Origin of the sequence: Rhodococcus triatomae (assembly GCF_014217785.1) — a bacterium.
GTDB lineage: Bacteria > Actinomycetota > Actinomycetes > Mycobacteriales > Mycobacteriaceae > Rhodococcus_F > Rhodococcus_F triatomae.
In genome coordinates, this window is the sequence record NZ_CP048814.1 from 1,496,498 (window position 1) to 1,519,083 (window position 22,586).

23 protein-coding genes are annotated in these 22,586 nt (G+C 68.6%); 2 read left to right on the top strand and 21 right to left on the bottom strand.

Features of this window, described 5'->3' with window-relative positions; translation table 11 throughout:
• From G4H71_RS07100 to G4H71_RS07185, 18 genes are all read right to left on the bottom strand, one after another.
• Complete coding sequence (locus tag G4H71_RS07100) at positions 1 to 1,722, bottom strand: thiamine pyrophosphate-binding protein (protein WP_072736231.1); 1,722 nt, start codon at positions 1,720 to 1,722, stop codon at positions 1 to 3.
• A 92-nt stretch (positions 1,723 to 1,814) separates the two neighbouring features.
• Positions 1,815 to 2,603, bottom strand: a complete 789-nt coding sequence (locus G4H71_RS07105) for an SDR family oxidoreductase (RefSeq protein WP_072736232.1) — start codon at positions 2,601 to 2,603, stop codon at positions 1,815 to 1,817.
• 14 nt (positions 2,604 to 2,617) lie between these two features.
• Positions 2,618 to 3,358, bottom strand: coding sequence for a 3-oxoacyl-ACP reductase family protein (locus tag G4H71_RS07110; RefSeq protein ID WP_072736233.1), 741 nt, complete (start codon positions 3,356 to 3,358; stop codon positions 2,618 to 2,620).
• The gene (locus tag G4H71_RS07115) at positions 3,355 to 4,179 is read right to left on the bottom strand and encodes an alpha/beta fold hydrolase (protein WP_083342818.1); all 825 of its coding nucleotides are present in this window, start codon (positions 4,177 to 4,179) and stop codon (positions 3,355 to 3,357) included. The genes G4H71_RS07110 and G4H71_RS07115 overlap by 4 nt, the downstream gene beginning before the upstream one ends.
• Positions 4,176 to 5,156 carry a VOC family protein gene (locus tag G4H71_RS07120; protein WP_072736234.1) on the bottom strand — a complete coding sequence of 327 codons (981 nt, stop codon included), beginning with the start codon at positions 5,154 to 5,156 and terminating at the stop codon, positions 4,176 to 4,178. The genes G4H71_RS07115 and G4H71_RS07120 overlap by 4 nt, the downstream gene beginning before the upstream one ends.
• 43 nt (positions 5,157 to 5,199) lie before the next feature.
• Positions 5,200 to 6,159 (bottom strand): PDR/VanB family oxidoreductase, encoded by a 960-nt coding sequence (locus tag G4H71_RS07125; protein ID WP_083342819.1) that lies wholly within the window; start codon positions 6,157 to 6,159, stop codon positions 5,200 to 5,202.
• Between the two features lie 29 nt (positions 6,160 to 6,188).
• On the bottom strand, positions 6,189 to 6,725 hold the full coding sequence (locus G4H71_RS07130; protein ID WP_072736235.1) for a cupin domain-containing protein: 537 nt from the start codon (positions 6,723 to 6,725) through the stop codon (positions 6,189 to 6,191).
• 46 nt (positions 6,726 to 6,771) lie between these two features.
• Positions 6,772 to 7,113, bottom strand: coding sequence for a RidA family protein (locus tag G4H71_RS07135; RefSeq protein WP_072736236.1), 342 nt, complete (start codon positions 7,111 to 7,113; stop codon positions 6,772 to 6,774).
• Positions 7,114 to 7,126: 13 nt separating this feature from the next.
• A complete protein-coding gene (locus tag G4H71_RS07140; protein WP_083342854.1) occupies positions 7,127 to 8,683 on the bottom strand; it encodes an aldehyde dehydrogenase in 1,557 nt (518 codons plus the stop codon).
• Positions 8,684 to 8,854: 171 nt separating this feature from the next.
• Positions 8,855 to 9,661, bottom strand: a complete 807-nt coding sequence (locus G4H71_RS07145) for an aspartate dehydrogenase domain-containing protein (RefSeq protein ID WP_072736237.1) — start codon at positions 9,659 to 9,661, stop codon at positions 8,855 to 8,857.
• The gene (locus G4H71_RS07150; RefSeq protein ID WP_246442488.1) at positions 9,658 to 12,042 is read right to left on the bottom strand and encodes a xanthine dehydrogenase family protein molybdopterin-binding subunit; all 2,385 of its coding nucleotides are present in this window, start codon (positions 12,040 to 12,042) and stop codon (positions 9,658 to 9,660) included. Before G4H71_RS07150 ends, G4H71_RS07145 begins: the two co-directional genes overlap by 4 nt.
• Positions 12,039 to 12,563, bottom strand: coding sequence for a (2Fe-2S)-binding protein (locus G4H71_RS07155; protein WP_072736238.1), 525 nt, complete (start codon positions 12,561 to 12,563; stop codon positions 12,039 to 12,041). The genes G4H71_RS07150 and G4H71_RS07155 overlap by 4 nt, the downstream gene beginning before the upstream one ends.
• Positions 12,560 to 13,447: an FAD binding domain-containing protein gene (locus tag G4H71_RS07160; RefSeq protein ID WP_072736239.1), complete on the bottom strand. Its 888-nt coding sequence runs from the start codon at positions 13,445 to 13,447 to the stop codon at positions 12,560 to 12,562. Before G4H71_RS07160 ends, G4H71_RS07155 begins: the two co-directional genes overlap by 4 nt.
• Positions 13,447 to 14,229 carry an ABC transporter ATP-binding protein gene (locus G4H71_RS07165; protein WP_072736240.1) on the bottom strand — a complete coding sequence of 261 codons (783 nt, stop codon included), beginning with the start codon at positions 14,227 to 14,229 and terminating at the stop codon, positions 13,447 to 13,449. The genes G4H71_RS07160 and G4H71_RS07165 overlap by 1 nt, the downstream gene beginning before the upstream one ends.
• On the bottom strand, positions 14,222 to 15,151 hold the full coding sequence (locus tag G4H71_RS07170) for an ABC transporter permease (protein WP_072736241.1): 930 nt from the start codon (positions 15,149 to 15,151) through the stop codon (positions 14,222 to 14,224). Before G4H71_RS07170 ends, G4H71_RS07165 begins: the two co-directional genes overlap by 8 nt.
• The gene (locus G4H71_RS07175) at positions 15,148 to 15,939 is read right to left on the bottom strand and encodes an ABC transporter permease (protein ID WP_072736242.1); all 792 of its coding nucleotides are present in this window, start codon (positions 15,937 to 15,939) and stop codon (positions 15,148 to 15,150) included. The genes G4H71_RS07170 and G4H71_RS07175 overlap by 4 nt, the downstream gene beginning before the upstream one ends.
• 5 nt (positions 15,940 to 15,944) lie before the next feature.
• Positions 15,945 to 16,913, bottom strand: a complete 969-nt coding sequence (locus G4H71_RS07180) for an ABC transporter substrate-binding protein (protein WP_072736243.1) — start codon at positions 16,911 to 16,913, stop codon at positions 15,945 to 15,947.
• A gap of 319 nt (positions 16,914 to 17,232) precedes the next feature.
• A complete protein-coding gene (locus tag G4H71_RS07185) occupies positions 17,233 to 17,784 on the bottom strand; it encodes a MarR family winged helix-turn-helix transcriptional regulator (protein WP_072736374.1) in 552 nt (183 codons plus the stop codon).
• A 261-nt stretch (positions 17,785 to 18,045) separates the two neighbouring features.
• Between G4H71_RS07185 and G4H71_RS07190 the strand changes: the two genes are divergently transcribed.
• A complete protein-coding gene (locus G4H71_RS07190; RefSeq protein ID WP_072736244.1) occupies positions 18,046 to 19,032 on the top strand; it encodes an XdhC family protein in 987 nt (328 codons plus the stop codon).
• A gap of 6 nt (positions 19,033 to 19,038) precedes the next feature.
• Here G4H71_RS07190 and G4H71_RS07195 read toward each other — a convergent pair whose 3' ends face one another.
• From G4H71_RS07195 to G4H71_RS07205, 3 genes are read right to left on the bottom strand one after another with little or no spacing between them, the layout of a single operon-like run.
• Entirely contained in the window at positions 19,039 to 19,896 is an 858-nt protein-coding gene (locus G4H71_RS07195) for an LLM class F420-dependent oxidoreductase (RefSeq protein ID WP_072736245.1), read from the bottom strand.
• A 48-nt stretch (positions 19,897 to 19,944) separates the two neighbouring features.
• Positions 19,945 to 20,859 carry an SDR family oxidoreductase gene (locus tag G4H71_RS07200; protein WP_072736246.1) on the bottom strand — a complete coding sequence of 305 codons (915 nt, stop codon included), beginning with the start codon at positions 20,857 to 20,859 and terminating at the stop codon, positions 19,945 to 19,947.
• A gap of 49 nt (positions 20,860 to 20,908) precedes the next feature.
• On the bottom strand, positions 20,909 to 21,694 hold the full coding sequence (locus tag G4H71_RS07205) for an SDR family oxidoreductase (protein ID WP_072736247.1): 786 nt from the start codon (positions 21,692 to 21,694) through the stop codon (positions 20,909 to 20,911).
• A gap of 80 nt (positions 21,695 to 21,774) precedes the next feature.
• On the opposite strand from G4H71_RS07205, the gene echA20 reads away from it, so the two are divergent.
• Entirely contained in the window at positions 21,775 to 22,584 is an 810-nt protein-coding gene (gene echA20, locus G4H71_RS07210; RefSeq protein ID WP_072736248.1) for a (7aS)-7a-methyl-1,5-dioxo-2,3,5,6,7,7a-hexahydro-1H-indene-carboxyl-CoA hydrolase, read from the top strand.
• Positions 22,585 to 22,586: the final 2 nt, after the last annotated feature.

Below are 22,586 nucleotides of genomic sequence, written 5' to 3' on the forward strand. Positions count from 1 at the left end.
TCACCCCTCTCGGACGGGAATGTGGACGGGCGGGGTGAAGGCTCCCGGCGTCGGCGAGATCGCGGCGACGTCCACCTCGACGATCGCCGGCCCGCGGGTCGCGACGGCGTCGGCGAGAATCTTCTCGAACTGACCCGGCCCCTGGACCAGGGCGTAGGGAACCTCGAGAGAGGCCGCGAGCAGATCGAATCGGGGCGTGTAGAGATCCACTCCAGCACGATCGAACCCGTTGGCCTCCTGCATGTTCCGCAGGACGCCGTAGCCTCCGTCGTTGAACACCAGCACGACACACCACGCGCGGCTGCCGGCCAGGGAGGCCAGTTCACCCAGATGTACGGCGAGCCCGCCGTCACCGGCGATCACCACGGTGGGCACGTCCGGGCGGGCGTGCGCCGCACCGATACCCATCGCCAGGCCCTGTCCGATACCGCCGCCGAGAGGGAAGACGTTCGTCTCCCGCTCGTAGAACGGAAAGAGGCGGTTGCCCCACTGGCTGGACGGGATGGTGACGTCACGAGCGACGACGGACTCCCGCGGTAGCTGCGCCCGCAGCCCCTCGCAGATCTCGGCGTACCCACCGATGTACTCGGTGAGATCGGCCCGCACCGACGTGCGGGTGGCGGTGACCTTCGCTGCCCAGTCCTCGTCGACCGAGGTGGTGGTCAGGCCCGCGGAGATCGCGGCGAGGGCCTGGGCGGCATCGGCGACGATTCCGACGTCGGCCGGATACACGCGGCCGATCGCGGCGGGGTCGACGTCGATCTGAATACGCGGCGACGGCAGCGACAGGTGGTAGCTCTTCGTCTCGTTGGAACGGAAATGGGTACCGACGGAGAGAAGGAGATCGGACTCGCCCAGCAGAGCGGCGACACCCGGATTCGCGGCGAAGTTGCCGATCACCAGCTCGTCGTCCTCGGGCACGATCGCACGACCGGAATTGCTGGTGAGCAGTCCGGCGCCGAGGGTGTGCAGGATGCGGGTCAGTTCCCCGCCCGCACCGGCAGCACCACCACCGACCCAGATCAGCGGGCGCTTCGCCTGCTGCAGTAGCCGGACGGCCTCGGCGACGGCGGACGGATCCGGCGTCCCGGGCCCCGATCCCGCGAGCCCCGTTGCGGTGGCCTCCGCGGGCCGCTGCTCGTCGGGCCGAGCCAGGTACTGCAGGTCCGAAGGCCACTCCACACTGGCAGGCCCCTGCGGCGCCGCGAGGATCTGTGCGATCGCCGCCTCGAGCTCGGCCTCGACGCCCTTCGCGTCGCCGATCGTCGAGGCGTACTTGGACACCGCATCGAGCATCTGCAGCTGCCGAGGCACCTCGTGGATGACGCCCCGCACACTCCTGACGCCCCGGTCGCCGGCACTGTCCGCCACCGCGTCGCCGAGATATTCGCTCTCGATCTGGCCGGTCACGTGCAGCACCCGACTGCCCGCGGTCAGCGCCTCGAGCATCGAGCCGGCAGCGTTGCCCGCGCCGGTCCCGGTACTGGTGATCGCCACACCGATACCACCCGACGCACGGGCATACCCGTCGGCAGCGTTGACGGCGGCAGCCTCGTGCCTGACCTCCACGAAGTTCAGCTCGCGGGCAACCGCCTCCACCAACGGCAGGTTGTGGATACTGATGACGCCGAACGCCGTGTCGACGCCGTGTCGACGCATGACCTCGACCAGAACGTCACCACCGGTCGGCTCCTTCGGTGTGGTGTTCTCTCCGGTTGCCATGATGTCCTCCGATTACTTCGTGCGGGCCACTTCGTGCGGGCCACTTCGTGCGGGCCACTTCGTGCGGATGAGGTGAGCGGGATTCGTTCGGGTCAGACGTAGCGGCCGACTCCGCCGCCGACGTCGACGGATGTTCCGGTGGTGTAGCCGGACAGAGGGGACAGCAGCGTCACGATGTGGAACGCGACCTCGTCGGCGGTACCGAAGCGCCCCAGGGCGATCCCGCGATCGGCGGCGATCTCGGCGCTCCACGCGTCGTAATCCAGTGCGGTACCCGACTCCTCGAACCGGCGGCGCCACTGGCCGGTGTCGATCAGCCCCAGCAGGACGGAGTTCACCCTGGTCCCGTCGTGCGCGAGATCCTCGGCCATCGAATGGGTGAGATTGAGCAGGGCCGCGCGCGCTGCGGACGTGACCGCCAGCCGCGGCTCCGGCTGCCGGGACAGGATGGCGTTGACGTTGACGACCGAGCCCGCGTCCGACTGTGCGAGCGCCTTACGCGCCGCCCGGACGACGTTCCAGGATCCGAAGATCTTGAGGTCGAACTCTTCCCGGATCTGCTCGTCGGTGGTCTCCGACAGCGGCGCCATGAGGGAGCGCCCCGCGTTGCACACCAGTCCGTCGATGCCGCCGAACCGGCCGACCACGCCGCCGACGAACGACTCGACGTCCTCGCGATCGGTGACATCACACGTGCCGAGGTGCACCCGGTCCGGGTCGGTGCCCTCGATCGCGCCCACCGCGGCCCGCAGCCGGTCCAGATCGCGAGCGCACGCTGCCACCCGCACGCCCTCGCCCACGAGCTGCCGCGTGGTGGCCAGACCGATACCGGAGCTCGCCCCGGTGACGACCACCGTGCGGTCGCGAAGCCTCAGATCCATGGGTGTCGTCCCTTTCAGTTCATCACGAAGCCACCGTCGACCACGAGGGTCTGACCGGTGATGTAGCCGGCGGCGTCGGACAGCAGGAACTGCACTGTGCCCGCGACGTCGTCGGGAGTCTGCTCACGACCGAGCACCTGGTTGTCGGCGTACAGCCGGTACCGCGAATCCGGAACGGACTCGGTGGCCTCCACCCGGGTCAGTCCGGGAGCGACGGCGTTGACCCGCACTCCGTGCCCGCCCGCGTCGCGGGCCATGGTCCTGGTCATCGCCGTCACCGCGCCCTTCGACCCGACGTAGTGCACGAGCCGCGGCGATCCGTACAGCGCCGCATCGGAAGCGACGTTGACGATCGCGCCCCGGCCCGAACGCGCGAGTTGCGGGAAGAGATGCTTGCTCACCAGCCAGGTGCCGTAGGCGTTGACGTTCATCACTCGCTGGAAGAACTCCTCGTCGAGTTCCCAGAACGTGTCGCCGCCGACCCCGTCGGCGAGGGCGGCGTTGTTGACCAGTGCATCCGCGCCGCCGAGATCGTCCACCCGGCGCGCGAGGGCACGGACCGACCGGACGTCGGCGATGTCGGTGACGACGGAGGTCACGTCGTATCCCTGCTGCCGCAGCGAGGATTCGGCCGATTCGGCGAGTTCGGCCCGCACCTCGGCGATCACGAGACGGTCGCCGGCGGCGCCCAGCCTCTGTGCGATCGCGAATCCGAGGCCACGGCCTGCTCCCGTGACGACGACGAGTCTGCTCATACTCCCGCACCCTTTCGGAATCGTGCGCCGGTCCAGAAGCGCAGCATGTGTGCCGCGAGTGCTTCCGGTCGCTCGGAGGCCGCGGCATGGCCGGCGCCGGTGATCACCGCGAACTCCGCACCGGGAATCGCGTCCGCGAGCAACCGGGATTCGTCCACGCCCGTGACGGTGTCGTGTTCACCGACCAGCACCAGGGTCGGCACGGTCAGCTCGTGCAGCATCGGGCCGTGGTCGGTACCCGCCATGTACTCCGCCGCGGCCCGGTATCCCGGGACCCGGACCCGCGCCATGTCGGCGGTCACCGCCTGCGCGACTGCGGCTTCGCAGCGAGGAGACACGAGCCTCGGTGCCCGCTCCGCGGCGAAGGCCTCCGGACCCAGGGTGGCGAGTTCGTCCACCCGGGCACGCATTCCGTGTGCACGCTGCTCGTTCACGCCCGATCCGCGGGTGCTGTCCGCGAGCACGATCGACCGCACGAGTTCGGGCCGCCGAAGAGCGAGCGCTGTGGCGATCACTCCGCCCCACGACGTCCCGAACAGGTGCACGCCGCCGAGCCCGAGTTCACCGAGCAACTCCTCGACCACCACGCTGTGGTCCAGGAAGTCGTTCCCGGCGGGATCGGCCGAATCGCCGTACCCCGGCGCATCCCAGCGAAAGGTCCGGTAGCCGTTCGAGGCGAGAGTGTCGGCCAGTGCCCGGCAGGACCGAGCGCTGCCGCCGATGCCGTGGAGCAACACGACCGGGTCCCCGCTGCCGGCGATCCGCACTGCCACACCACGATCCGAGACCCACCGGGTGGCCTCGTCCAGCGCGGCACTCACGGCCCCGTCTCCTCGTCCGCGGAACCGTAGAAGTACTCGTCGATTCCGGCGATCACCTTCTGCCGGTGGCCGAGGTCGGCGACCCCGGCCATGGCCGTGCGTACCGTCGTGGTCGGTGGTCCCGCGGTGCCCCACTGGTCGGACAGTTCCGGAGTACGCTCCCACGTCCGGCAGAGCCAGCGATCCTCGTCGATCTGCGCCACCTCCGAGGTGTACTCGCAGACCAGGCCCGCCGGGTCGGTGAAGTACGAGAAGGTGTTGTCTCCCGGCCCGTGCCGACCCGGCCCCCACTGGGGGTCGATACCGTGACGCTTGAGGCTGCCGATGCCGCGCATGAAGTGATCGATGCTCTGCATCTCGTAGGCGACGTGGTTGATCGACGGCCAGCGCGCCTGGTTGAGCGCGATCACGTGGTGGTCGGAATTGCAGCGCAGGAACGTCATCTGGTGTTCCGACCAGTCGGAGATCCGCATGCCGAGCACCTCGGTGTAGAAGTCCGCGGTGCGATCGATGTCGGTGGTGTTGAGCACCACGTGAGCGATCTTGCGCGGAATGGCGCGGCGCCCGGCCGGTTCGGCCTGCGTCACCGCGAACGTGTCCACCGACAGTTCGATGCATCGCCCCTCGGGGTCGACCAGTTGCAGCCCGTATCCCCCGCCCGCATCGTCGAGTGGGCCGGGTTCCCGCAACAGCGGGATGCCGAGCTTCTGCAATGCCCGCGCGGCGTCGTCGACCTCGCGCCGGGTGGTCAGCGCGAACGAGATGCTGTCGAGAGCGTTGCCCTCCCCCGCGGAGAGCCGCAGCACGTGATGCTCGGAGCCGGTGGCGCGCAACCAGAAGCGATCGCTGTCCTCGTCCACGGTGCTCAGCCCCCACACCTCGTGATAGAAGTCCCGCGAGGCGACGGGGTCGGCCACCGCCAGCGAAACCGAGCGCAGGGACCGGAGGGTGCAGACGGGGGTGTCGGAGTAACGCATGTGCGGTGAACCTTCTTCCGGAGCCGGTCGAATTGTGTGGCGGTCAGAGATCGAGGACGAGTTCGGCGGAACGGCACCGGGACACGCACGGGAACATCGTCGACCCGGTCGCGTGCTCGTCCGGGCTGAGCAGGAAGTCGCGGTGGTCGACGTCGCCTTTGACGACTCCCACCTCGCACGTTCCGCAGATACCCTCGGTGCACGAACTCTCCACGGGGACACCGGCGTTCTCGAGTGCCGCCAGGACGCTGGTGTCCGGACCGACCGGAATCCGCTGCCCGGTACTGGCGAGGACGACGTCGAACGCCGACTCCTCCCCCACCGGCGCGATCGGATCGGGAGCCTTGAACCTCTCGATCCGCAGCTGCTTCGAGTCACCGAGCACGTCCGCGCACGCGGTCATCAGCGACTCGGGCCCACAGCAGTACACGAGCGCGTCCGGCGCGAGTTCCGCCAGCGCACCGGCGATGTCCGGGTAGCCACCGTCGGCCTCGTCGTCGGCATGCACCGTGACCCGGTTACCGGGAAGTGCGGAGATCTCGTCCAGGAACGCCATCGACGACCGGGATCGACCGGTGTAGAGCAGCGTCCACTGCGCTCCGCGCTCGGCGAGACGACGGGTCATCGCGAGGATCGGCGTGATACCGATTCCCCCGGCGACCAGGACGTGGGAGGACGCCGACTCGTCGAGCCCGAAGGCGTTGCGTGGGCCGTCCACCTCGAGCAGTGTGCCCACCGGCAAACCGTCGTGGATCAGCGAACTGCCGCCGCGAGAGTCCGGCTTCCGCAGGACCGCGACCGTCCAGCGACTCCGATCGGCCGGGTCCGAGCACAGCGAGTACTCGCGGACGAGACCACCGGGGAGTTGCAGCGCCAGGTGTGCGCCGGGCTCCCAGGCGGGCAGGTCGGCACCCGTGGGGTCGACCAGGGTGACGCTCGTGACGCCCTCCGCTTCCCAGGTCTTCGCGTGGACACGCAGTACGCGTCGCTCGGTGCCCTCCATGAGTCCTCCTTCGGTCCTTCGTCGCGATGTCAGCGCGTGACGCCGAACATCTCCGAGCTCGGCGGGTAGGTGGGCAGCTGCGGCTTCGGGGTGCCGATGATCACGCAGAACAGCGCGTCGGTGTCGCCGACGTTCGCGAGGCTGCGGGGCACACCGGCGGGAACCCGGATGAGATCCCGGTACCCGAGCTTGCGCACGGCCTTCCGGTGACCGTCCTCCACATCGTGCACTGCCACCTCGAGCTCGCCCTCGAGGACGTAGAAGACCTCTTCGACGTCATGGTGGGTGTGCTCGGGGCCGACGGCGCCCGCAGGGAGCCGCATGTTGGAGAAGGTGAAGTGATCGGCCTTGATGATCCGGTTGTCGGTGTCGTGGTTGCCGGTGGCTCCCGATCCGATGTAGCGGATCTGGGCGCGCTTGAACCGGTCTCCCCCCTTGTCCGCCTGGAATCCCAGGGCGTCCCAGTCCTCGAATCGGGTGTCGGCGCTGGCGATGCAGGAATCGATCAACGCTTCGAGATCGGTGCCCGCGGCCTGCGCGGTTCCGGTCTGTTCGGTGCTTGCCATGGTCGTGCCTTCCTTCTGTCCGGATCGATGGTGGTGCGGTGTGCGGTCACGCCTTGTGGGCGATGGCCTCGATCTCGACGGTGGCGCCGTACGGTAGTGCGGCGACCTCGACGAACGATCGCGCCGGGCGGGGCTCGGCGAAGACGGTTTCGTAGTGGCGGTTGGCCTCGTCCCGCAGTGAGACGTCGGTGACGAAGTAGGTGGTCTTCACGACGTCCTCGAGCGCCATGTCGACGGTCGCGAGCCGTTCGGTCAACCGATCCATCGCGGCCTCGAGAGCCTCTCGGCGGCCCGGGACGGCGACGCCGGTCGCGTCGACCGACAGTGCGCCGGAGACGAATCCGAATCCGGCGATGCCGAAGGCCGGGCTGTAGGGGTGTGCGCTCACGGTGATCCCTTCCTCACCGACCTGCCCAGGGCAACGGCGCCCCGGACATGTCGAGGTAGATGCTCTTCTGATTCATGTACGACCGGATTCCGTCGCGGCCCTTCTCGGTACCGATGCCGCTGTCCTTGAGACCGCTGAACGGGGTGGAGATGCTGAACTGCTTGTAGGTGTTCACCCAGACGGTGCCCGCCTGGATCGCCTTGGCGGTGCGCCAGGCGCGGCGGTAGTCGGCGGTCCAGATTCCGCACGCGAGCCCGTACACGGTGTCGTTGGCCTGCGCGACGAGGTCGGACTCGTCGTCGAACGGCAGCACCACCGCGACGGGCCCGAAGACCTCCTCCTGACAGATCGTCGCGGAGTTGTCGACCCCGGCGAGCACGGTGGGCAGATAGTAGGCGCCGTCCGCGAGCGCCGGGTCGTCCGGCACCGAGCCGCCGCACAACACCTGTGCTCCCGTGCGCACGGCATCGTCGACCATCGCAGCCACCGCGTCGCGGTGCTCGTGGCCCACCATGGGCGCCACCTGCGTCGCCGGATCGGTGCCGGGTCCCACCCGCAAGGCGCGGGCTCCGTCGACGAGCCGGGCGACGAACTCGTCGTGGATCGAGCGGTGTACGAACACCCGCGATCCGGCGATGCAGCTCTGCCCCGACGAGGAGAAGATCCCGAACAGCACGCCCGCGAGCGCCTGTTCCAGGTCGGCGTCCTCGAACACCACGGTCGGCGACTTGCCCCCGAGCTCGAGAGTGATGGGCATGAGCTTCTCGGCGGCGACGTGAGCGAGCGTCCGCCCCGTCCTGGTGCCACCGGTGAACGAGATCTTGCCGATCCCGGGGTGGCGGGCGAGACGATCCCCGACGGTGCGTCCCGGACCGGGAAGCACCGACAGCAGCCCTGCCGGCAGCCCTGCGTCCTCCGCCAGGCGGGCCAGCAGCAGCGTGACCCAGGGAGTCCAGACGGGCGGCTTGGACACGACGGCGTTTCCTGCCGCCAGAGCGGGGGCGATCTTCTGCGCATCCGAGGCGATCGGGGAGTTCCACGGAGTGATGGCACCGACGACACCCATCGGCTCGTAGGTGGAGACCGTCACGAACGGACCGCGCGGCGGGGTGACCACCTCCTCGGCGGTCTCCAGCGCCGCGGCCGTGTACCGGAACGTGCCGGCCGCGCTGTGCGCGAGTGCCCGCGTCTCGGCGAGCGTCTTGCCGGTGTCGATCGTCTGGAGCGCGGCGATACGTTCCGCGTGCGCCTCCACGGCGTTGCCGATCCGGTACAGGACCGCCGCGCGCTCGTGCGGGAGCATCGTGGCCCATCCGGAGGCCGCCACGGCGCGCCGGCCCGCGTCCACCGCGTTGTCGACGTCGCCGGGGACGGCGCCGTGCAGGGTCGCGAAGACCTCTCCGGTGGCCGGATCGACCGACTCGATCAGTTCTCCGGCACCCCGGACCCACCGCCCGGCGACGTAGATCTCGTCGACCGTGTCGGCGACCGGGAGACGGCCGCCCGGCGACGGGAACGACACCGTGGCCGCCGCGGTCGGACGAGTGGTCGTCCTGCTCTGAAAGTCCATCGGAGTCTTCATCCGTTCCTCGTCTGTCTTGCCTTCGTCGGGTGGTCGGGCTCCAACTCCCTTCACTAAAAGAGTCTGAGCTAAAAGATATTTACCGTCAAGGCTTTCTCGTGAATTGGTGGTGACGAACGACGCACACCCCCTTCCCGAGAGGTGTACGCAGTCCTCCTGTCAAGCAATCAGATTCGGGCGCGCCGTCCGCTGCGCGAGTGTGCGAAGGATCGAGAAGGGGACGACGGCGCTGGTCCGTGGGTTGTCCTCGCTCGGCAGATTCTCGATCCGCACGGCGTACCGGCCGATCGGACCGCAGGCCTCGATCTCGTGGCAGGTGAGCGTGGCGGCCGGGTCGGCGTACAGCTGCACCGTCACCAACGTGGGATCACGGACCGCGAACCCGACGGCGGCCGCCACGTTGAGCGATTTCGGAAACCGCCGGACCGCGGTGTCGGACGGGCCCTCGAAGACCAGGATCCGCTCGCCGGTGTCTCGGACTCGCGCTCGTTCGACCGGATCCATCCACGGCTGCACGAGTGATGCCGGAGTCTTCGTCGTGCGAACCAGCACCCGGTCGAACGGTGCGGCATCACCCGCCGCCGCCAGCAGGTCCAGACCTCCCACCGCCCCGTGGGTGCAGACGATCCTGCCCGGGCCGAGTTCCGTGAGCCCGCGCGCGAAATCCGGGTCCGACAACGCACCCACCGACGAGACCAGAAGATCACGTCCGGCCGTGAGCACGCGGTCGGCAACGTCCCACACGGCCTCCTGGGATGCGCATTCGACCACGATGTCGCTCTCGTCGATCGCGTCACCGAGATCGCACTGCGGGATGGTCGGGTCGTCGATCGGCGACCGGCAGACGACCCCGACCAGACGTGCACCGGGTACCGCACCCGACCGCAACCGCTCGACGACGACCGACCCGATGCTCCCGTACCCGAGGACACTCACCCGCAGCGGTCCCGGAACCGACCCGGTCACCGGTCCCTCTCCGAGACCGCGCGGTACACGCGCTCCGGCGACATCGGCAACTCGATCAGCTGGGCGCCCACGGCATCGGCGATCGCCTGGGCGATCGCGGGGGCGACCGGCAGCATGCCGCCCTCCCCCATGCCCTTCGTACCGAAGGGCCCGGCTCCGTGTCCCTGCTCCTGGGTGATGGAGACGAATCGCTCGGGGATGTCCTCGGCGAGCGGTACGCGATACAGCAGCGCCTCGCCGTTGAGCAGCGCGCCGGCCTCTCCGTAACGCATCTCCTCGAACAGCGCCTGGCCGAGACCGAACACCGCCGCTCCCTCGTCCTGCCCGCGACAGGCGATCTTGTTGATCACCTTGCCCGCGTCACCACTGACCGCCAGCTGGAGCACGGTCACCCGGCCCGTGTCCGGGTCGACCTCCACCTCCGCTGCGGCCCAACCGATCTCCCAGAACACGCACGGCGCCTCGAGTGGCGCCCGATCGTCGTTGCGGGCCTTGTGGAAGCCGTCCGCCGAGAACTCGAACCCGGTGTTGCCGAAGACCTCCATGATCATCGGGAACAGGTCGACGACCCGGCCGTCGGGAGTGTGCACCTTCCAGTCGACCAGCTCGAGCGCCCCGGCCTCGACTCCGAGCTCCTCGCCGGCCCAGCCCAGCACCTGCCCGCGGAGCTTCTCCGCGGCGCCGCGCACCGCCTGACCCATGACGACCATCCCGGACGAGGCGTTGGTCCCCTGGTCGAACGGGGTGTTGTCGGTGTCGATCCGCGCGTAGGCGACCCGGGACGGATCGCACCGCAGCACCTCGGCCACCAACTGGGCCATCGCCGAGTGCCCACCCTGCCCCATCTCCGTGAGAGCGCAGTTGAGGATGACGTCGCCGCGGCTGGTGACCTTGACCCGCGCCATCGCCGGCTTGTTGATGCCGCCGCCGTCCTTGACCCCGACGCACACGCCCATGCCGCGACCGGGACGGCGTTCCCGGCCGTGGTAACCGATCGCATCGGCCACGAGCTGCATTCCCTCGGCGAGATCCGAGTCGATTCCGGACTCCCCCGGAACGAACTCCTCCCCCAGCGTCTTGAGGTTCTTCAGCCGCAGCGCGTACGGGTCCATACCGAGCCGTTCGGCGATCAGGTCGACCTGACGCTCACTGGCCCAGGTGGCCTGTGTTCCACCGAATCCCCGGTAGGCCCCGGCGGGCACGGTATTGGTCGTCACGACCTTGCAGACCGAGTCGATGTGCTGCCAGCGGTATGCCCCGGGCATGCGGTAGCCGGCCTTCTCCGCGACGGCCGGGCTGTGCTCGGCGTAGGCGCCGCCGTCGAGCAGCACGGTGGAGGATCGCGCCAGGAACGTGCCGTCGGCCTTCACCCCCGAGCGGACCGTGAGATGTGCGGCGTGCTGCGAGACGGTGAGGAAGACTTCCTCCGTCGTCATACAGAACCGGACGGGCCGGCCACCGCTGAGCTGCGACAGACGGATCGCCACCGGGTCCGCCTTCGGGCCGTTCTTGGCGCCGAAGCCTCCGCCGAGCAGGGGCACGTGGACACGAATCCTGTTCTCCGGCATCCGGAAGACCCGCGCGAGCTCCTTGCGGAGGTTGAACGGGCTCTGCGTCGACGTCCAGATCTCGATGTCGTCGGCGGTCGCCTCCGCGACCGTCACGAACGGCTCGAGGTGCATGTGATTCATCCGGGAGAACCGGAAGGTGTCCTCGAAGATGTGGTCGCACTCGTCCCAGATGTCCTCGGGCCCGGTGCGGTAGCGGAATTCGTAGCTCACGTTCGGTTCGCTGCGCAGCCGCGCGGACGCCCCCGATCCGTACTTCGGTAGCCCGCCGAACGGCTCCTCGGGATGTATCAGCGGGGCGCCGGGAGCGAGCGCGTCGTCGATACCGAGGAGGGCAGGCAGCGGTTCGTACCGGACGTCGATCAGATCGAGTGCCGCAAAGGCCGTCCGCTCGTCGACGGCGGCCACCGCGGCGACGATGTCACCGACGTACTTGACCGCGTCGGTCGCGACGACGGGTTGGTCCTTGACCATCGTTCCGTAGCATTCGAGGCCGGTGATCTCGTCCCGGGTGACCACCGCCGTGACGCCCTCGAGGGCGCGAGCCGCTGCCGCGTCGATCGACACGATCCGGGCATGGGGATGTGGGCTGCGCAGAACCTTCGCGTGCAGCATTCCCGGTCGCACGACGTCGACCCCGTACACCGCTCGTCCGGTCACCTTGGCGGTCGCATCCGCCCGCGGGGCGTCGCGCCCCACCACCCGGTGCTCGGAAGGGGCCGTGGGCAGCTCATGAACCCGATAGCCGTCGACGGTACCGGGAGAGGTGGCGGGCGAGATGTCCGTGTGTGGCTCGCCGGACAGCGTGGTCACGGTCGATCCCCCTCCTCCGCGCATGCACCGCAGGACAGTCGGGCGGCTCGTTCGACGGATTCGAGGATCATTTCGTAGCCGGTGCAGCGACAGGTGTTGGAGCTGATCCATTCGCGGATCTTCGCGCGTTCGGGATCCGGGTCCTGGCGGAGCAGCCCGGTCGCGAGCATCAGCATCCCGGAGGTACAGAACCCGCACTGGTAGCCGCCGCACTCGGAGAAGGCCTGCTGGGGTGCCGAGAGCGATCCGTCGGGACCCGCGAGCCCCTCGACGGTGTCCACGTTCGCGCCGTCGACCGCGAACGCGAAGGTCGAGCACGAGGCGACGGGCACGTCGTCGACGAGCACCGTGCACGCCCCGCAGACCCCCCGTTCGCACGATCGGCGTACTCCACGGCAGCCGAGGTCGTCGCGGAGCAGATCCAGGAGGACCGTGTTCGTGGCGATGTGGCGGATCTGCTCGTCACCGTTGAGGGTGAAACCGACATCGATGCCGAACACACCCTCCGTGCCCTGCGTCATCGCCCTTCTCCTTCCGGTCGCACCGGGGCGAGCGCGGCGGCGAGGAGCCGGCCCGCGAGCACGTTCGTCAGATGCCGCCGGTACTCGGCGGACCCCGTGTAGTCGGCGCACGAGTCGGGCAGCCCGGCCGCCAGCTCCGCACCGATCGAGGCGGTGTCCAGCTCTGCGAGGCTCGCCGCCCCGGTGTCCGCCTCCAGCACGAAGCCCGGGCGATACTCGGATCCGGCGACGGCTCGCACCCGGAGGGTTCCGCCGCCACTCCGACGCACCGCGAGCGCGAGCGTGGCCGTCGGGCGCATCGAACGTTCGTAGCCGAACCAGACGAGATCCCCGGTGGGTACGGCGATCTCGGTGAGGAGCGAGGTCGCCGCCCCGGTGACGCCGCCACCCTCGCGCCACAGGTCGTCGACCGCACGGACCGAACCGTTCGAGAAGATCGCCTCGGCTCCGAGCGCACCGAGAAGCAGCGACATCTCGTACCGGGTGCGCCCCGCCATGAGGTTGCCGCCGACGGTGGCCGTGTACCGGATGCGCACCGTCGCGACCGAGGACCATGCTGCCGCCAGGCCGGGAACGGCCTCCGCGACCACGGGATCGGTGGCCCCACGGTGGTGCGTGACCATCGACCCGATGCGCAGGACGCCGCCCGAGTGGACGATCGACGTCAGCTCGGGAACGGACTGGAGCGACACGAGCGCCGCCGGGGAGAGGCCCTCACGGAACCGAGCGAACAGATCGGAGCAGCCCGCCGCGAGCACCGCCTCCGGCTCGCGTTCCAGGACGCCGGAGGCCTCCGCGATCGTCGTGGGTCGATACAGCCGGAACGGTGCGAGTGCGGACTGGTTCTGCGCGACGAGACCGCCGCCACCGACCTGCAGCCGCATCAACGATCCTCGGCGCGCCGCAGAAGCTGCGTCACGTGGCCCCGGATCTCGACGAAGCGGGGATCGGTCTTGGTGGTGATGTGGTCACGCGGACGTGGCAGATCGACGTCGATGGTCTCGGCGACGACGCTCGGTGGGGTCGACAGCACGATGATGTGGTCGGCCAGGTACACGCTCTCGTCGATGTCGTGGGTGACGACGAGCACGGTGATTCCCAGCTTGGCCTGGATCTGCAGCAGCAGATCCTCCAGCTCGGCCCGGGTCTGTGCGTCGACCGACGCGTACGGCTCGTCCATGAGCAGGAGCGTGGGGTGGCTCGCGAGGGCACGCGCGATCGCGACCCGCTGCTGCATCCCGCCCGACATCTGCCACGGGTAGAGCTTCTCCTTGCCGGACAGGCCGACGGCGTCGATCGCCTCCTGGACCCGGGCGGCGCGCTCGGCCTTGCCGAGATTCCGCAGCGGGAAGGCGATGTTGCGGTCGACCCTCATCCAGGGGAACAGGGACCGGGCGTAGTCCTGGAACACCATCGCCAGGCCGTCGGGGACGCCGTCGACTCGTGCTCCGTCGAAGGTGACCGCACCGTCGGTGGGCGAGTCCAGACCGCTGATGATGCGTAGCAGCGTCGACTTGCCGCAGCCGGACGGGCCGACGATGACGCTGACCTTTCCTGCCGGTACCTCGGCGGTGATGCTCCGTACCGCGAGGTTGTCGCCGTAGGACTTCGAGACGCCGTCGAGGGAGAGCTGAGCGGACGTACGGGTGAGTTCGGTGCTAGTCATTTTGCTGTGTCACTCCTCGGTGCCAGGCCAGTACCCGGCGTTCGACGGTCACGAAGACGAAGTTGAGCGCCACGCCCAGTGCGGCGAGAACGATCAACACGGACCAGAAGCCGGTGTAGTCGAAATTGCGCTGAGTCTGGATCAGCAGATACCCGAGTCCGTTCTCCGACTTCTGCAGCTCGGAGATGATCATGATGATCAGGGACAACGACATCGCGGTACGCACACCCGCGAAGATCTTCGGTGCGGCCCCCGGGAGCACGATGTGGGTGAGGACGTCGCGCCGCGGGATCTTGAACACCGCGGCGGCCTGTACCCGCCCGATGCCCACACTCTGTACTCCGTCGATGGTGTTGAACAGGATCGGCCACACCACGGAGAAGGCGATGAGGAATATCTTGGGGCTGTCCCCCGTCCCGAAGAGGAAGAAGAACACGCCGAGCAGGGCCGGGCTGGGCAGCGACCGACCGAGGTGGATCAGCGGCTGGAACAGCGCCGTGAGAACACGATTGGAACCGAGAGCGACTCCCAGCCCGACACCGACGACGACGGCGAGAGCCAGCCCGGCCAGTGCCCGGTAGACGCTGGGGAAGAAGTGGTCGAAGGTGGCGTCGCCGAGGAAGAGCCGGCTCGGGTCACTGCTGAAGAAGTCCGTGAACACCCGCTCGAATGCGTCGAGCGGCTGTGCCACGACCAGCGAGCCCACTTCCGACTGCGACAGGGCCCACCATCCGGCGAGTATCGCGATCGGCACGATCAGACGCAGACCGAGTGTTCCGAGTACGGATCTCGGTGTGCGCCTGCGTGTCGTGGACTGCGCGCGAGGTGGGGTCGGTGCGGCCGGGGCTTGCTCTGCCCGGGCGGCAGGGGAATCGGTCCGCTCGGCCCGGGCGGCTCCGGTACCCGTCGATGTGGCCGTCATTGCGCCAGCCCCTTCTTCCATGCGAACACCTTGTTGTCGAGAACCGTGAACACCATGCTGACCGCGACACCCAGAATTCCGGCGACGAGCGTCGCGGCATACACGGTGTCGAGATTCATCGCGTTGGCGCTGTTGACCAGGATGTAGCCGCCGATCCCCTGACCGTTGCCGATCAGCAGCTCGGCACTGACCGCGACGATCAGGCCGATGGACGCCGAGATCCGGATTCCGGTGAACGCGAACGGGAGTGCGCTGGGGATCTTGATCCGAGCGAGCACGGCGAGTCCGGACAGACCGAACGTCCGCGCCGTCTGCACCGCGGTCGCATCGGTGGCCCGCACCCCGTACATGGTGTTGAGCAGGATCGGCCAGACGCACGCGAGTGCGACGGTGAGCGACAGCGGGAGCATTCCCGAACCGAGCAGCAGGACCAGAATCGGTCCGAGAGCGACGGAGGGGAGGACCCGGAAGACCTCCACGGGCAGCTCGAAGGCGATGAACACCTTGGTGAAGGCACCCATCAATCCACCGAGCACGACGCCCGCGATCGTCGCGATCAGCAGGCCGAGCATCCACTCCTGGAGGGTGAAGGCCACTTCCTGCCAGAACAACTGATCCCCGATCAGCGATCCGGTCTCGGCCAGTACCTGGCTGGGCACGGGGAGCCCGGGCGTGGAGATCAGGCCGGTACGCAGCACCACCTCGGCAACGAGTGCGGTACCGATGATGCCGGTGATTCCGTAGCCGATCTGCCGGGACCGGCCGAGGGGTTCACTGAGGAGATTCACGTCGATCAGTCCTCGAGGACGAAGAGATGTTCGGTCACGTCGAAGTCGTCCGGGACGAGGCCCTGTGCCGCGAGCATGTCGTCGACCGCCAGCAGGGCGTCGACGTCCGTGCTGGAGACGTAGGTCGGCAGGACCATCACCTGAGCGACCTCCGGCGGGACGTTCGCGACTGCGGGCAACCAGGCACGGAGCGCTTCCTCGTTGGCCGAGAGGTCGGCACCGGCCGCGTAGATCGCGCGAGCGAAAGCCGCCGTCGTGTCCGGGTTCTGATTCACGAAGTTGTTGCCGGACACGAAGATCGACGCGGGCAGATCCTTGTTCGGGCCGGTGGTGAGATCGGCGATCTCCCGCATGCCGGCGCCGCGTGCGGCCGACGAGAAGGGTTCCGGGGCGTATCCGACGTCGATCGAACCGGCCTGGACCCCGGGCAACATCTCCGGGAACGGCACCTCGACGTACTGCGGCGAGATGTCGACACCCTCGTCGGCGGCGAGATTCCCGATGGTGACGTCACCGATGTTGTTGGTGGTGTTGACCCCGAGAGTCTTGCCGTCGACGTCGGCCAGATCCGTGATCGGCGAGTCGGGATCGACGTACAGGATGCCGCTGCCCTCCCCGAGGGAGGACGTGTGCGCGACCGTCGTGATCGGCGTGTTCCTGGACTGCGCGATCGCCCCGGAGATGGAGTTCGCGATGCTGAAGTCCAGTTCGCCGGAGGCCACCTTCTGGATACCGATCGGCCCGCCCTGAATCGGCTCGAGATTGACCGTGAGGCCCTCCCGCTCGAAGAAGCCGTTCTCGTCCGCCCAGTACACGGCCGCATAGTCGGCGAGCGGCAGCACCCCGACCGTGATGTCCGTCTTCTCGAGCGTTCCGTCCGCCACGGCCGCCTCGCTTCCCGATCCGCTACAGGCGGTCAGCAACAGCGCGGCGCCGGCAGCCAAGGCGGTCGCCGCGATGCGGGTGTTCTTCATGTGGATCTCCTGTCCAGAAGACTGACGGCTACCGGGCTGGGGTGCCGTGAAGCGCCAAACATCTTGGGTGCAAGAGATTTCTACTTCCTTACCGCTAAGAGGTCAACCGCTCAGATACCCCTCCGGCCAGGTTTAACGGACGGGTTACCTGACCGGAACATACCGAACGACAGAGAGACCCAGGTCACAGAGGGTGCGCAACGCACTTCACGTCACTTCTCGATCCAGGTGGCCGACTTCCCCGGAAAAGCCGAACGCTCCCAGATACTGAGATCTGGGAGCGTTACGGAAACAGTCGGGAAGCAGTGACGCCGGGGGCTCAGCCCGCCTTCGCGCCCTCCCCCTCGTCCTCGGCTTCCTCGGCCGCAGCACGCAGCGAGCCCTCGAGAGTGGAGAGTAGGCCGGCGAGCTGCCTGCGCTCCGAGGGTCCGACCTGACGAAGCAGCCGACCCAGTTCGGTGAAGTGCGCGTCGGCGACATCGTCGATCAGCTGCCGGCCGGCGTCGGTGAGCGTCACGTACACCACCCGCGCATCGGCGGCGTCCCGCTCGCGCACCACCAGACCCGCCTCCTCCAGGCGATTCACTCGGAGGGTGAGGCCGCCGGTGGTGATCAACGTCTGCTTCGCGAGCTGGCCTGCGGTCCGGCTGAACGTCGGCTCGGCACGGCGCAGGCAGGCGAGTACGTCGAAACCCGCCTCGTTGGTGCCGAAATCCTCGAACACCTCGTTGATCTGCGAGCGATACAGCAGGAAGCTGCGGTGCAGTCGGCCGAAGATCTCGAGCGCGGAGACATCGAGCTCGGGACGCGTCCGCGCCCACTGCCGAATGATCTCGCCGACCCCGTCCGAATAGCCGTCCGGGTCGTCCACCCCGAGCCGCGCGTCCGTTCCCACCCCGTCGTCCGTTCTCGTTTCGGTCACCGCGTCACCGCTTTCAGTCGTGTCCCAGTCATCGTGTCCCAGTCCTCCGTCGTCGTTCCCCCCTCACGAACCCAGGCTCACAAGCGACGTCTCACACTTACCTTTGCGCAAAACTACTGTACGATCCAACTCGTCATTGTGCCAGCGACTCGACCCGTTCCGGACGATCCGACTCGAATCCGGCACGGCCGGTCGGCCCGGGAGGCGATCATGGACACCGTTCTCGAAGCGATTCACCGGCAATGGAAATCGCGGCGCCCCGTCGCGATCGCCACCGTCCTGGCCGTCACCGGATCCGCTCCGCGTGACCCGGGCGCGATGATGGCCGTCCAGGCGGACGGCACGGTGGTCGGCAGCATCTCCGGTGGATGCGTCGAGGGAGCGATCTTCGACACCGCACAGAACGTCCTCGACACCGGCGAGCCCCGGATCGAGGACTACGGACCCGACGGCGACCTCATCGCACCCGGGCTGACCTGTGGCGGCAGCGTCCGAGTGCTGGTCGAGCGCATCGACACGGAGTCGATGCCCGACTTCGGCCGCGTCGCGGATCGGGTACGGGGCGATCTGCCGGTGCGCTGGGAGACCGTTCTGGACGAACGCGGGCCGGCTCGACACCGTGTCGTCGATGCACTCGGTGACCGCCCACGCACCGGGCTGACCGCAGAGGGGATCTTCGTCCGCTCGTTCGATGCGCGCCCGCCGATGGTGATCGTCGGCTCCACCGACTTCGCGGCGGAACTGGCGCGGGTGGGCGCCCGGCTCGGCTATCGGGTGACGGTGTGCGACTCGCGCCCGGTGTTCACGACACCGGAACGCTTTCCCGACGCCGACGACGTCGTGTGCCGATGGCCGTCGGACTGGATCGCCGCCGAGCGGGACGCCGGCCGCCTCGGACCGACAGCGGTGATCGTCGTCCTCACTCACGACCCGAAGGTGGACGTGCCGGTGCTGGCCGAGTGTCTCGACGAGCGACGGTGGGCCGAACCACCCGCCTACGTCGGTGCCATGGGTTCCCGGACCGCCGACGACAGCCGCCGACGAGATCTACTGCGCGAGGGAATCACTCGTGCGCAACTCGAGTCCCTGCACAGCCCGGTCGGGCTACGGATCGGGAACCGGGGACCCGCGGAGACCGCGATCTCGATCGCCGCCGAGATCGTGCAGGGCACCCGGAGCGCGGTCACCGGGCACTGAGCGCGATCACGCCACCGGGGCCCGCACGGGTTCGAGCTTGCCCGCGAGCCGACCGAGATAGGCGATCACCTCGTCCTCGGAACGATCCGGCATACCGTAGACGACCTCGGTCACGCCGAGGTCGCGCCACCGCCGCAGCCGGTCGAGATCCGGCTTCCCGTCCAGCACCACGACCTGCGGCTGCCCTGCCCTCCCCCGCTCACGCCACGCGGCCCCGAGCGCTTCGATCCGGTCCTCCACATCCTGTTCGATCGGCGTGGTCATCCACCCGTCGGCGGAACGCGCGATCCAGGCGAAGTTCTTGTCCGTGCCCTTCGCGCCGACGATCACCGGCGGGATCCGCGTCGGCTTGGGCCACGCCCAGCTGGGTCCGAACTGCACGAACTCGCCGTCGAAGGATGCCTCCTCCTCCGTCCACAGCGCGCGCATGGCTTCGAGGTACTCACGCAACATGGTTCGGCGGCGACCGGCGGGAACTCCGTGGTCGGCGAGTTCGTCGGTGTTCCAGCCGTATCCGACACCGAGCACCACCCGGCCGCCACTGAGATGATCGAGTGAGGCGATCGTCTTCGCCAGGGTGATCGGGTCGTGCTCGACCGGAAGTGCGACCGACGTGCCCAGCTCGATACGCTCGGTCACCGCCGACACTGAGGCGAGGGCCACCCACGGATCGAGAGTGCGCATGTACCGGTCGTCCGGCAGGGACGCGTCTCCCGTCTGTGGGTGTGCCGCATCGCGCTTGACCGGGATGTGCGTGTGTTCGGGTACGTAGAACGAATCGAAACCGAGCGATTCTGCCGCCCTCGCCGCGGATGCCGGGGTGATCCCCCGGTCACTGGTGAACAGGGTGATTCCGAATTTCACGAACGACTCCTCTGCGATGGGGCGGACTGCGGGGTGGGACGGAAACGGTCACGTGCCGTAGACGGGCTCCGGTACCGCCGCTTCGGCGAGCAGTTTCTCGACGACCGGACCGAGCTCCTTCGGGTCCCACCGGTCGCCCTTGTCCTGGGTGGGGCCGTGCCGCCAGCCTTCTGCGACGGTCACCTTTCCGCCCTCGACCTCGAACACCCGTCCGGTGACCTCGCTCGACTCCACGGAACCGAGCCACACGACGAGCGGGGAGATGTTCTCGGGCGCCATGGCGTCGAACCCCTGCTCGGGCGCGGCCATCGCTTCGGCCATCGCTCCGCCCGCACCGACCGTCATCCGGGTCCGGGCCGCAGGGGCGATGGCGTTGACCGTCACGCCGTAGTTCTTCAGTTCCGCCGCCGCCTGGATGGTCAGCTCCGCGATCCCGGCCTTGGCGGCCGCGTAGTTGCCCTGACCGATCGAGCCCTGCAGCCCTGCTCCGGAGCTGGTGTTGACGATCCGCGCGTCCACCGGCCGACCCGCCTTCGACTCGGCGCGCCAGTACGCGGCAGCGTGGCGCAGCGGCGCGAAGTGGCCCTTGAGGTGCACCCGCACCACGTCGTCCCATTCCTGCTCGCTCATGCCGACCAGCATCCGGTCCCGGAGGAAGCCCGCGTTGTTGACCAGCACGTCGAGTCGTCCGAAGGTGTCGACCGCAGTGCGGATCAGGTTCGCCGCCCCGTCCCAGTCGGCGATGTCGTCTCCGTTGACCACGGCCTCACCACCGGCGGCCCTGATCTCGGACACCACCTGCTCGGCCGGATGTTCCTCCGTGGAAGATCCGTCCAGACCCGCACCGATGTCGTTGACCACCACCTTGGCTCCCTCTGCCGCGAAGGCGAGAGCGTGCGCTCGCCCGATCCCGCGGCCCGCTCCGGTGACCACGACGACGCGACCGTCGACCAATCCGCTCATCTGTACATCTCCTGTGTTCGTGGGTGTTTCGGTAGTTCCGGGCCAGGTGTCAGGTGCGCGCCGGCGACTCGGTGTCGGCGGCGGCCAGGAAGGCCGGCCGCTCCCCGCCGCCGTGAACCGTCAGCGTCGATCCGCTCACGTAGGACGCGCGGGACGACGCGAGGAACACGGCAGAGTGGCCGACGTCCTCGGGAAAGGCCATGCGGCCCAGGGGCACCGTCGCCGCCACCGCCTCGATGCCCGCTTCGTCGCCGTAGTGTAGGTGCGCCTGCTCCGTGCGGACGAGGCCGACGACGACGGAATTGACCCGAACCTTCGGGGCCCACTCGACCGCCAGAGACCCGGTGAGGCTGTCGATTCCGGCCTTGGCAGCGCCGTATGCCGCCGTGCCCGGCGAAGGTCGCGAGCCGCTGACGCTGGAGATGTTGACGATGGCGCCTCCGGTCTCCTGACGCTGCATCACGGCATTGGCTGTCTGCGCGACCAGTAGCGGCGCGAGCAGGTTGAGTTCGACGATCTTGGCGTGGAAGTTCGGGCTCGCCTCCGCGGCGAGCGCGAACGGTGCCCCACCCGCATTGTTGACCAGGATGTCGAGTCGGCCGTGGTCGGCGACGATCCCGTCGATCAGGGTCGCCACCTGTTCCGGATCGCGCACGTCGCAGGGACGGAACTCGGCCTGCCTACCCGCCGCCTCCACCAGTTCGTCCGCGGGGCGCCGCGCGCAGGTGACCACGGTGGCCCCTGCCGCGAGGAAGGCCCGGGAGATCCCGGCGCCCACGCCGCGGACGCCACCCGTCACCAGGGTCACCTGCCCGTTCAGGTCGTTTCGGTCCACTGTCACTCCTCCGCTGCCGTCGGCCTCTGTGCTAACTTACCAAGCAATCGCTTGGTTCGGTACAACGTGAGGAACAAGCCATGGGCAGCACCACCCGGACCGACCGGTCCGGCATCGTCACCCGGGTCGCCGCACCCGGGGTCGTCACCGTCACCGTCGACTACCCGCCGGTCAACGCCATCCCGTCCGCCGGATGGTTCGAACTGGCCGAGAAGATCACCGCCGCGGGCGCGGATCCGGGCACCCACGTGGTCGTCCTGCGCGCCGAGGGCCGCGGGTTCAACGCCGGGGTCGACATCAAGGAGATGCAGGCCACCGAGGGGTACGACGCACTCATCGGCGCCAACCGCGGGTGCGCTGCGGCGTTCGCCGCCGTGTACGACTGTGCGGTCCCCGTCGTCGTCGCCGTCAACGGGTTCTGCGTCGGCGGGGGCATCGGGCTGGTCGGCAACGCGGACGTCATCGTCGCCTCCGACGACGCGGTGTTCGGCCTGCCCGAGGTGGACCGCGGCGCACTCGGTGCAGCAACCCACCTCGCGCGGCTGGTGCCGCAGCACATGATGCGCACGCTGTACTTCACCGCACAGAACGTCGACGCCCACACCCTCGAACGCCTCGGCTCGGTACACAAGGTCGTGCCCCGCGCCGATCTGGACGCCACCGCGCTCGAGGTCGCAGGCGCGATCGCCGCCAAGGACACCCGGGTGATCCGCGCCGCCAAGGAAGCGATCAACGGCATCGACCCCGTCGACGTGAAGACCAGCTACCGGCTCGAGCAGGGATTCACGTTCGAGTTGAATCTCGCGGGCGTCGCCGACGAACACCGGGACGAGTTCGTCGCGACCGGCAAGCCGCGCTCGAACGACAAGGAAGTGAACGACCATGCATGACA

Bases quoted from the DNA above. Each gene is read 5' to 3' on its own strand.
- G4H71_RS07165 (WP_072736240.1), bottom strand. From the start codon at position 14,229: ATGACTAGCACCGAACTCACCCGTACGTCCGCTCAGCTCTCCCTCGAC.
- G4H71_RS07120 (WP_072736234.1), bottom strand. From the start codon at position 5,156: ATGCGTTACTCCGACACCCCCGTCTGCACCCTCCGGTCCCTGCGCTCG.
- G4H71_RS07105 (WP_072736232.1), bottom strand. From the start codon at position 2,603: ATGGATCTGAGGCTTCGCGACCGCACGGTGGTCGTCACCGGGGCGAGC.
- echA20 (WP_072736248.1), top strand. From the start codon at position 21,775: ATGGGCAGCACCACCCGGACCGACCGGTCCGGCATCGTCACCCGGGTC.
- G4H71_RS07140 (WP_083342854.1), bottom strand. From the start codon at position 8,683: ATGGACTTTCAGAGCAGGACGACCACTCGTCCGACCGCGGCGGCCACG.
- G4H71_RS07125 (WP_083342819.1), bottom strand. From the start codon at position 6,159: ATGGAGGGCACCGAGCGACGCGTACTGCGTGTCCACGCGAAGACCTGG.
- G4H71_RS07130 (WP_072736235.1), bottom strand. From the start codon at position 6,725: ATGGCAAGCACCGAACAGACCGGAACCGCGCAGGCCGCGGGCACCGAT.
- G4H71_RS07100 (WP_072736231.1), bottom strand. From the start codon at position 1,722: ATGGCAACCGGAGAGAACACCACACCGAAGGAGCCGACCGGTGGTGAC.
- G4H71_RS07190 (WP_072736244.1), top strand. From the start codon at position 18,046: ATGGACACCGTTCTCGAAGCGATTCACCGGCAATGGAAATCGCGGCGC.
- G4H71_RS07160 (WP_072736239.1), bottom strand. From the start codon at position 13,447: ATGCGGCTGCAGGTCGGTGGCGGCGGTCTCGTCGCGCAGAACCAGTCC.
- G4H71_RS07180 (WP_072736243.1), bottom strand. From the start codon at position 16,913: ATGAAGAACACCCGCATCGCGGCGACCGCCTTGGCTGCCGGCGCCGCG.
- G4H71_RS07155 (WP_072736238.1), bottom strand. From the start codon at position 12,563: ATGACGCAGGGCACGGAGGGTGTGTTCGGCATCGATGTCGGTTTCACC.
- G4H71_RS07110 (WP_072736233.1), bottom strand. From the start codon at position 3,358: ATGAGCAGACTCGTCGTCGTCACGGGAGCAGGCCGTGGCCTCGGATTC.
- G4H71_RS07200 (WP_072736246.1), bottom strand. From the start codon at position 20,859: ATGAGCGGATTGGTCGACGGTCGCGTCGTCGTGGTCACCGGAGCGGGC.
- G4H71_RS07170 (WP_072736241.1), bottom strand. From the start codon at position 15,151: ATGACGGCCACATCGACGGGTACCGGAGCCGCCCGGGCCGAGCGGACC.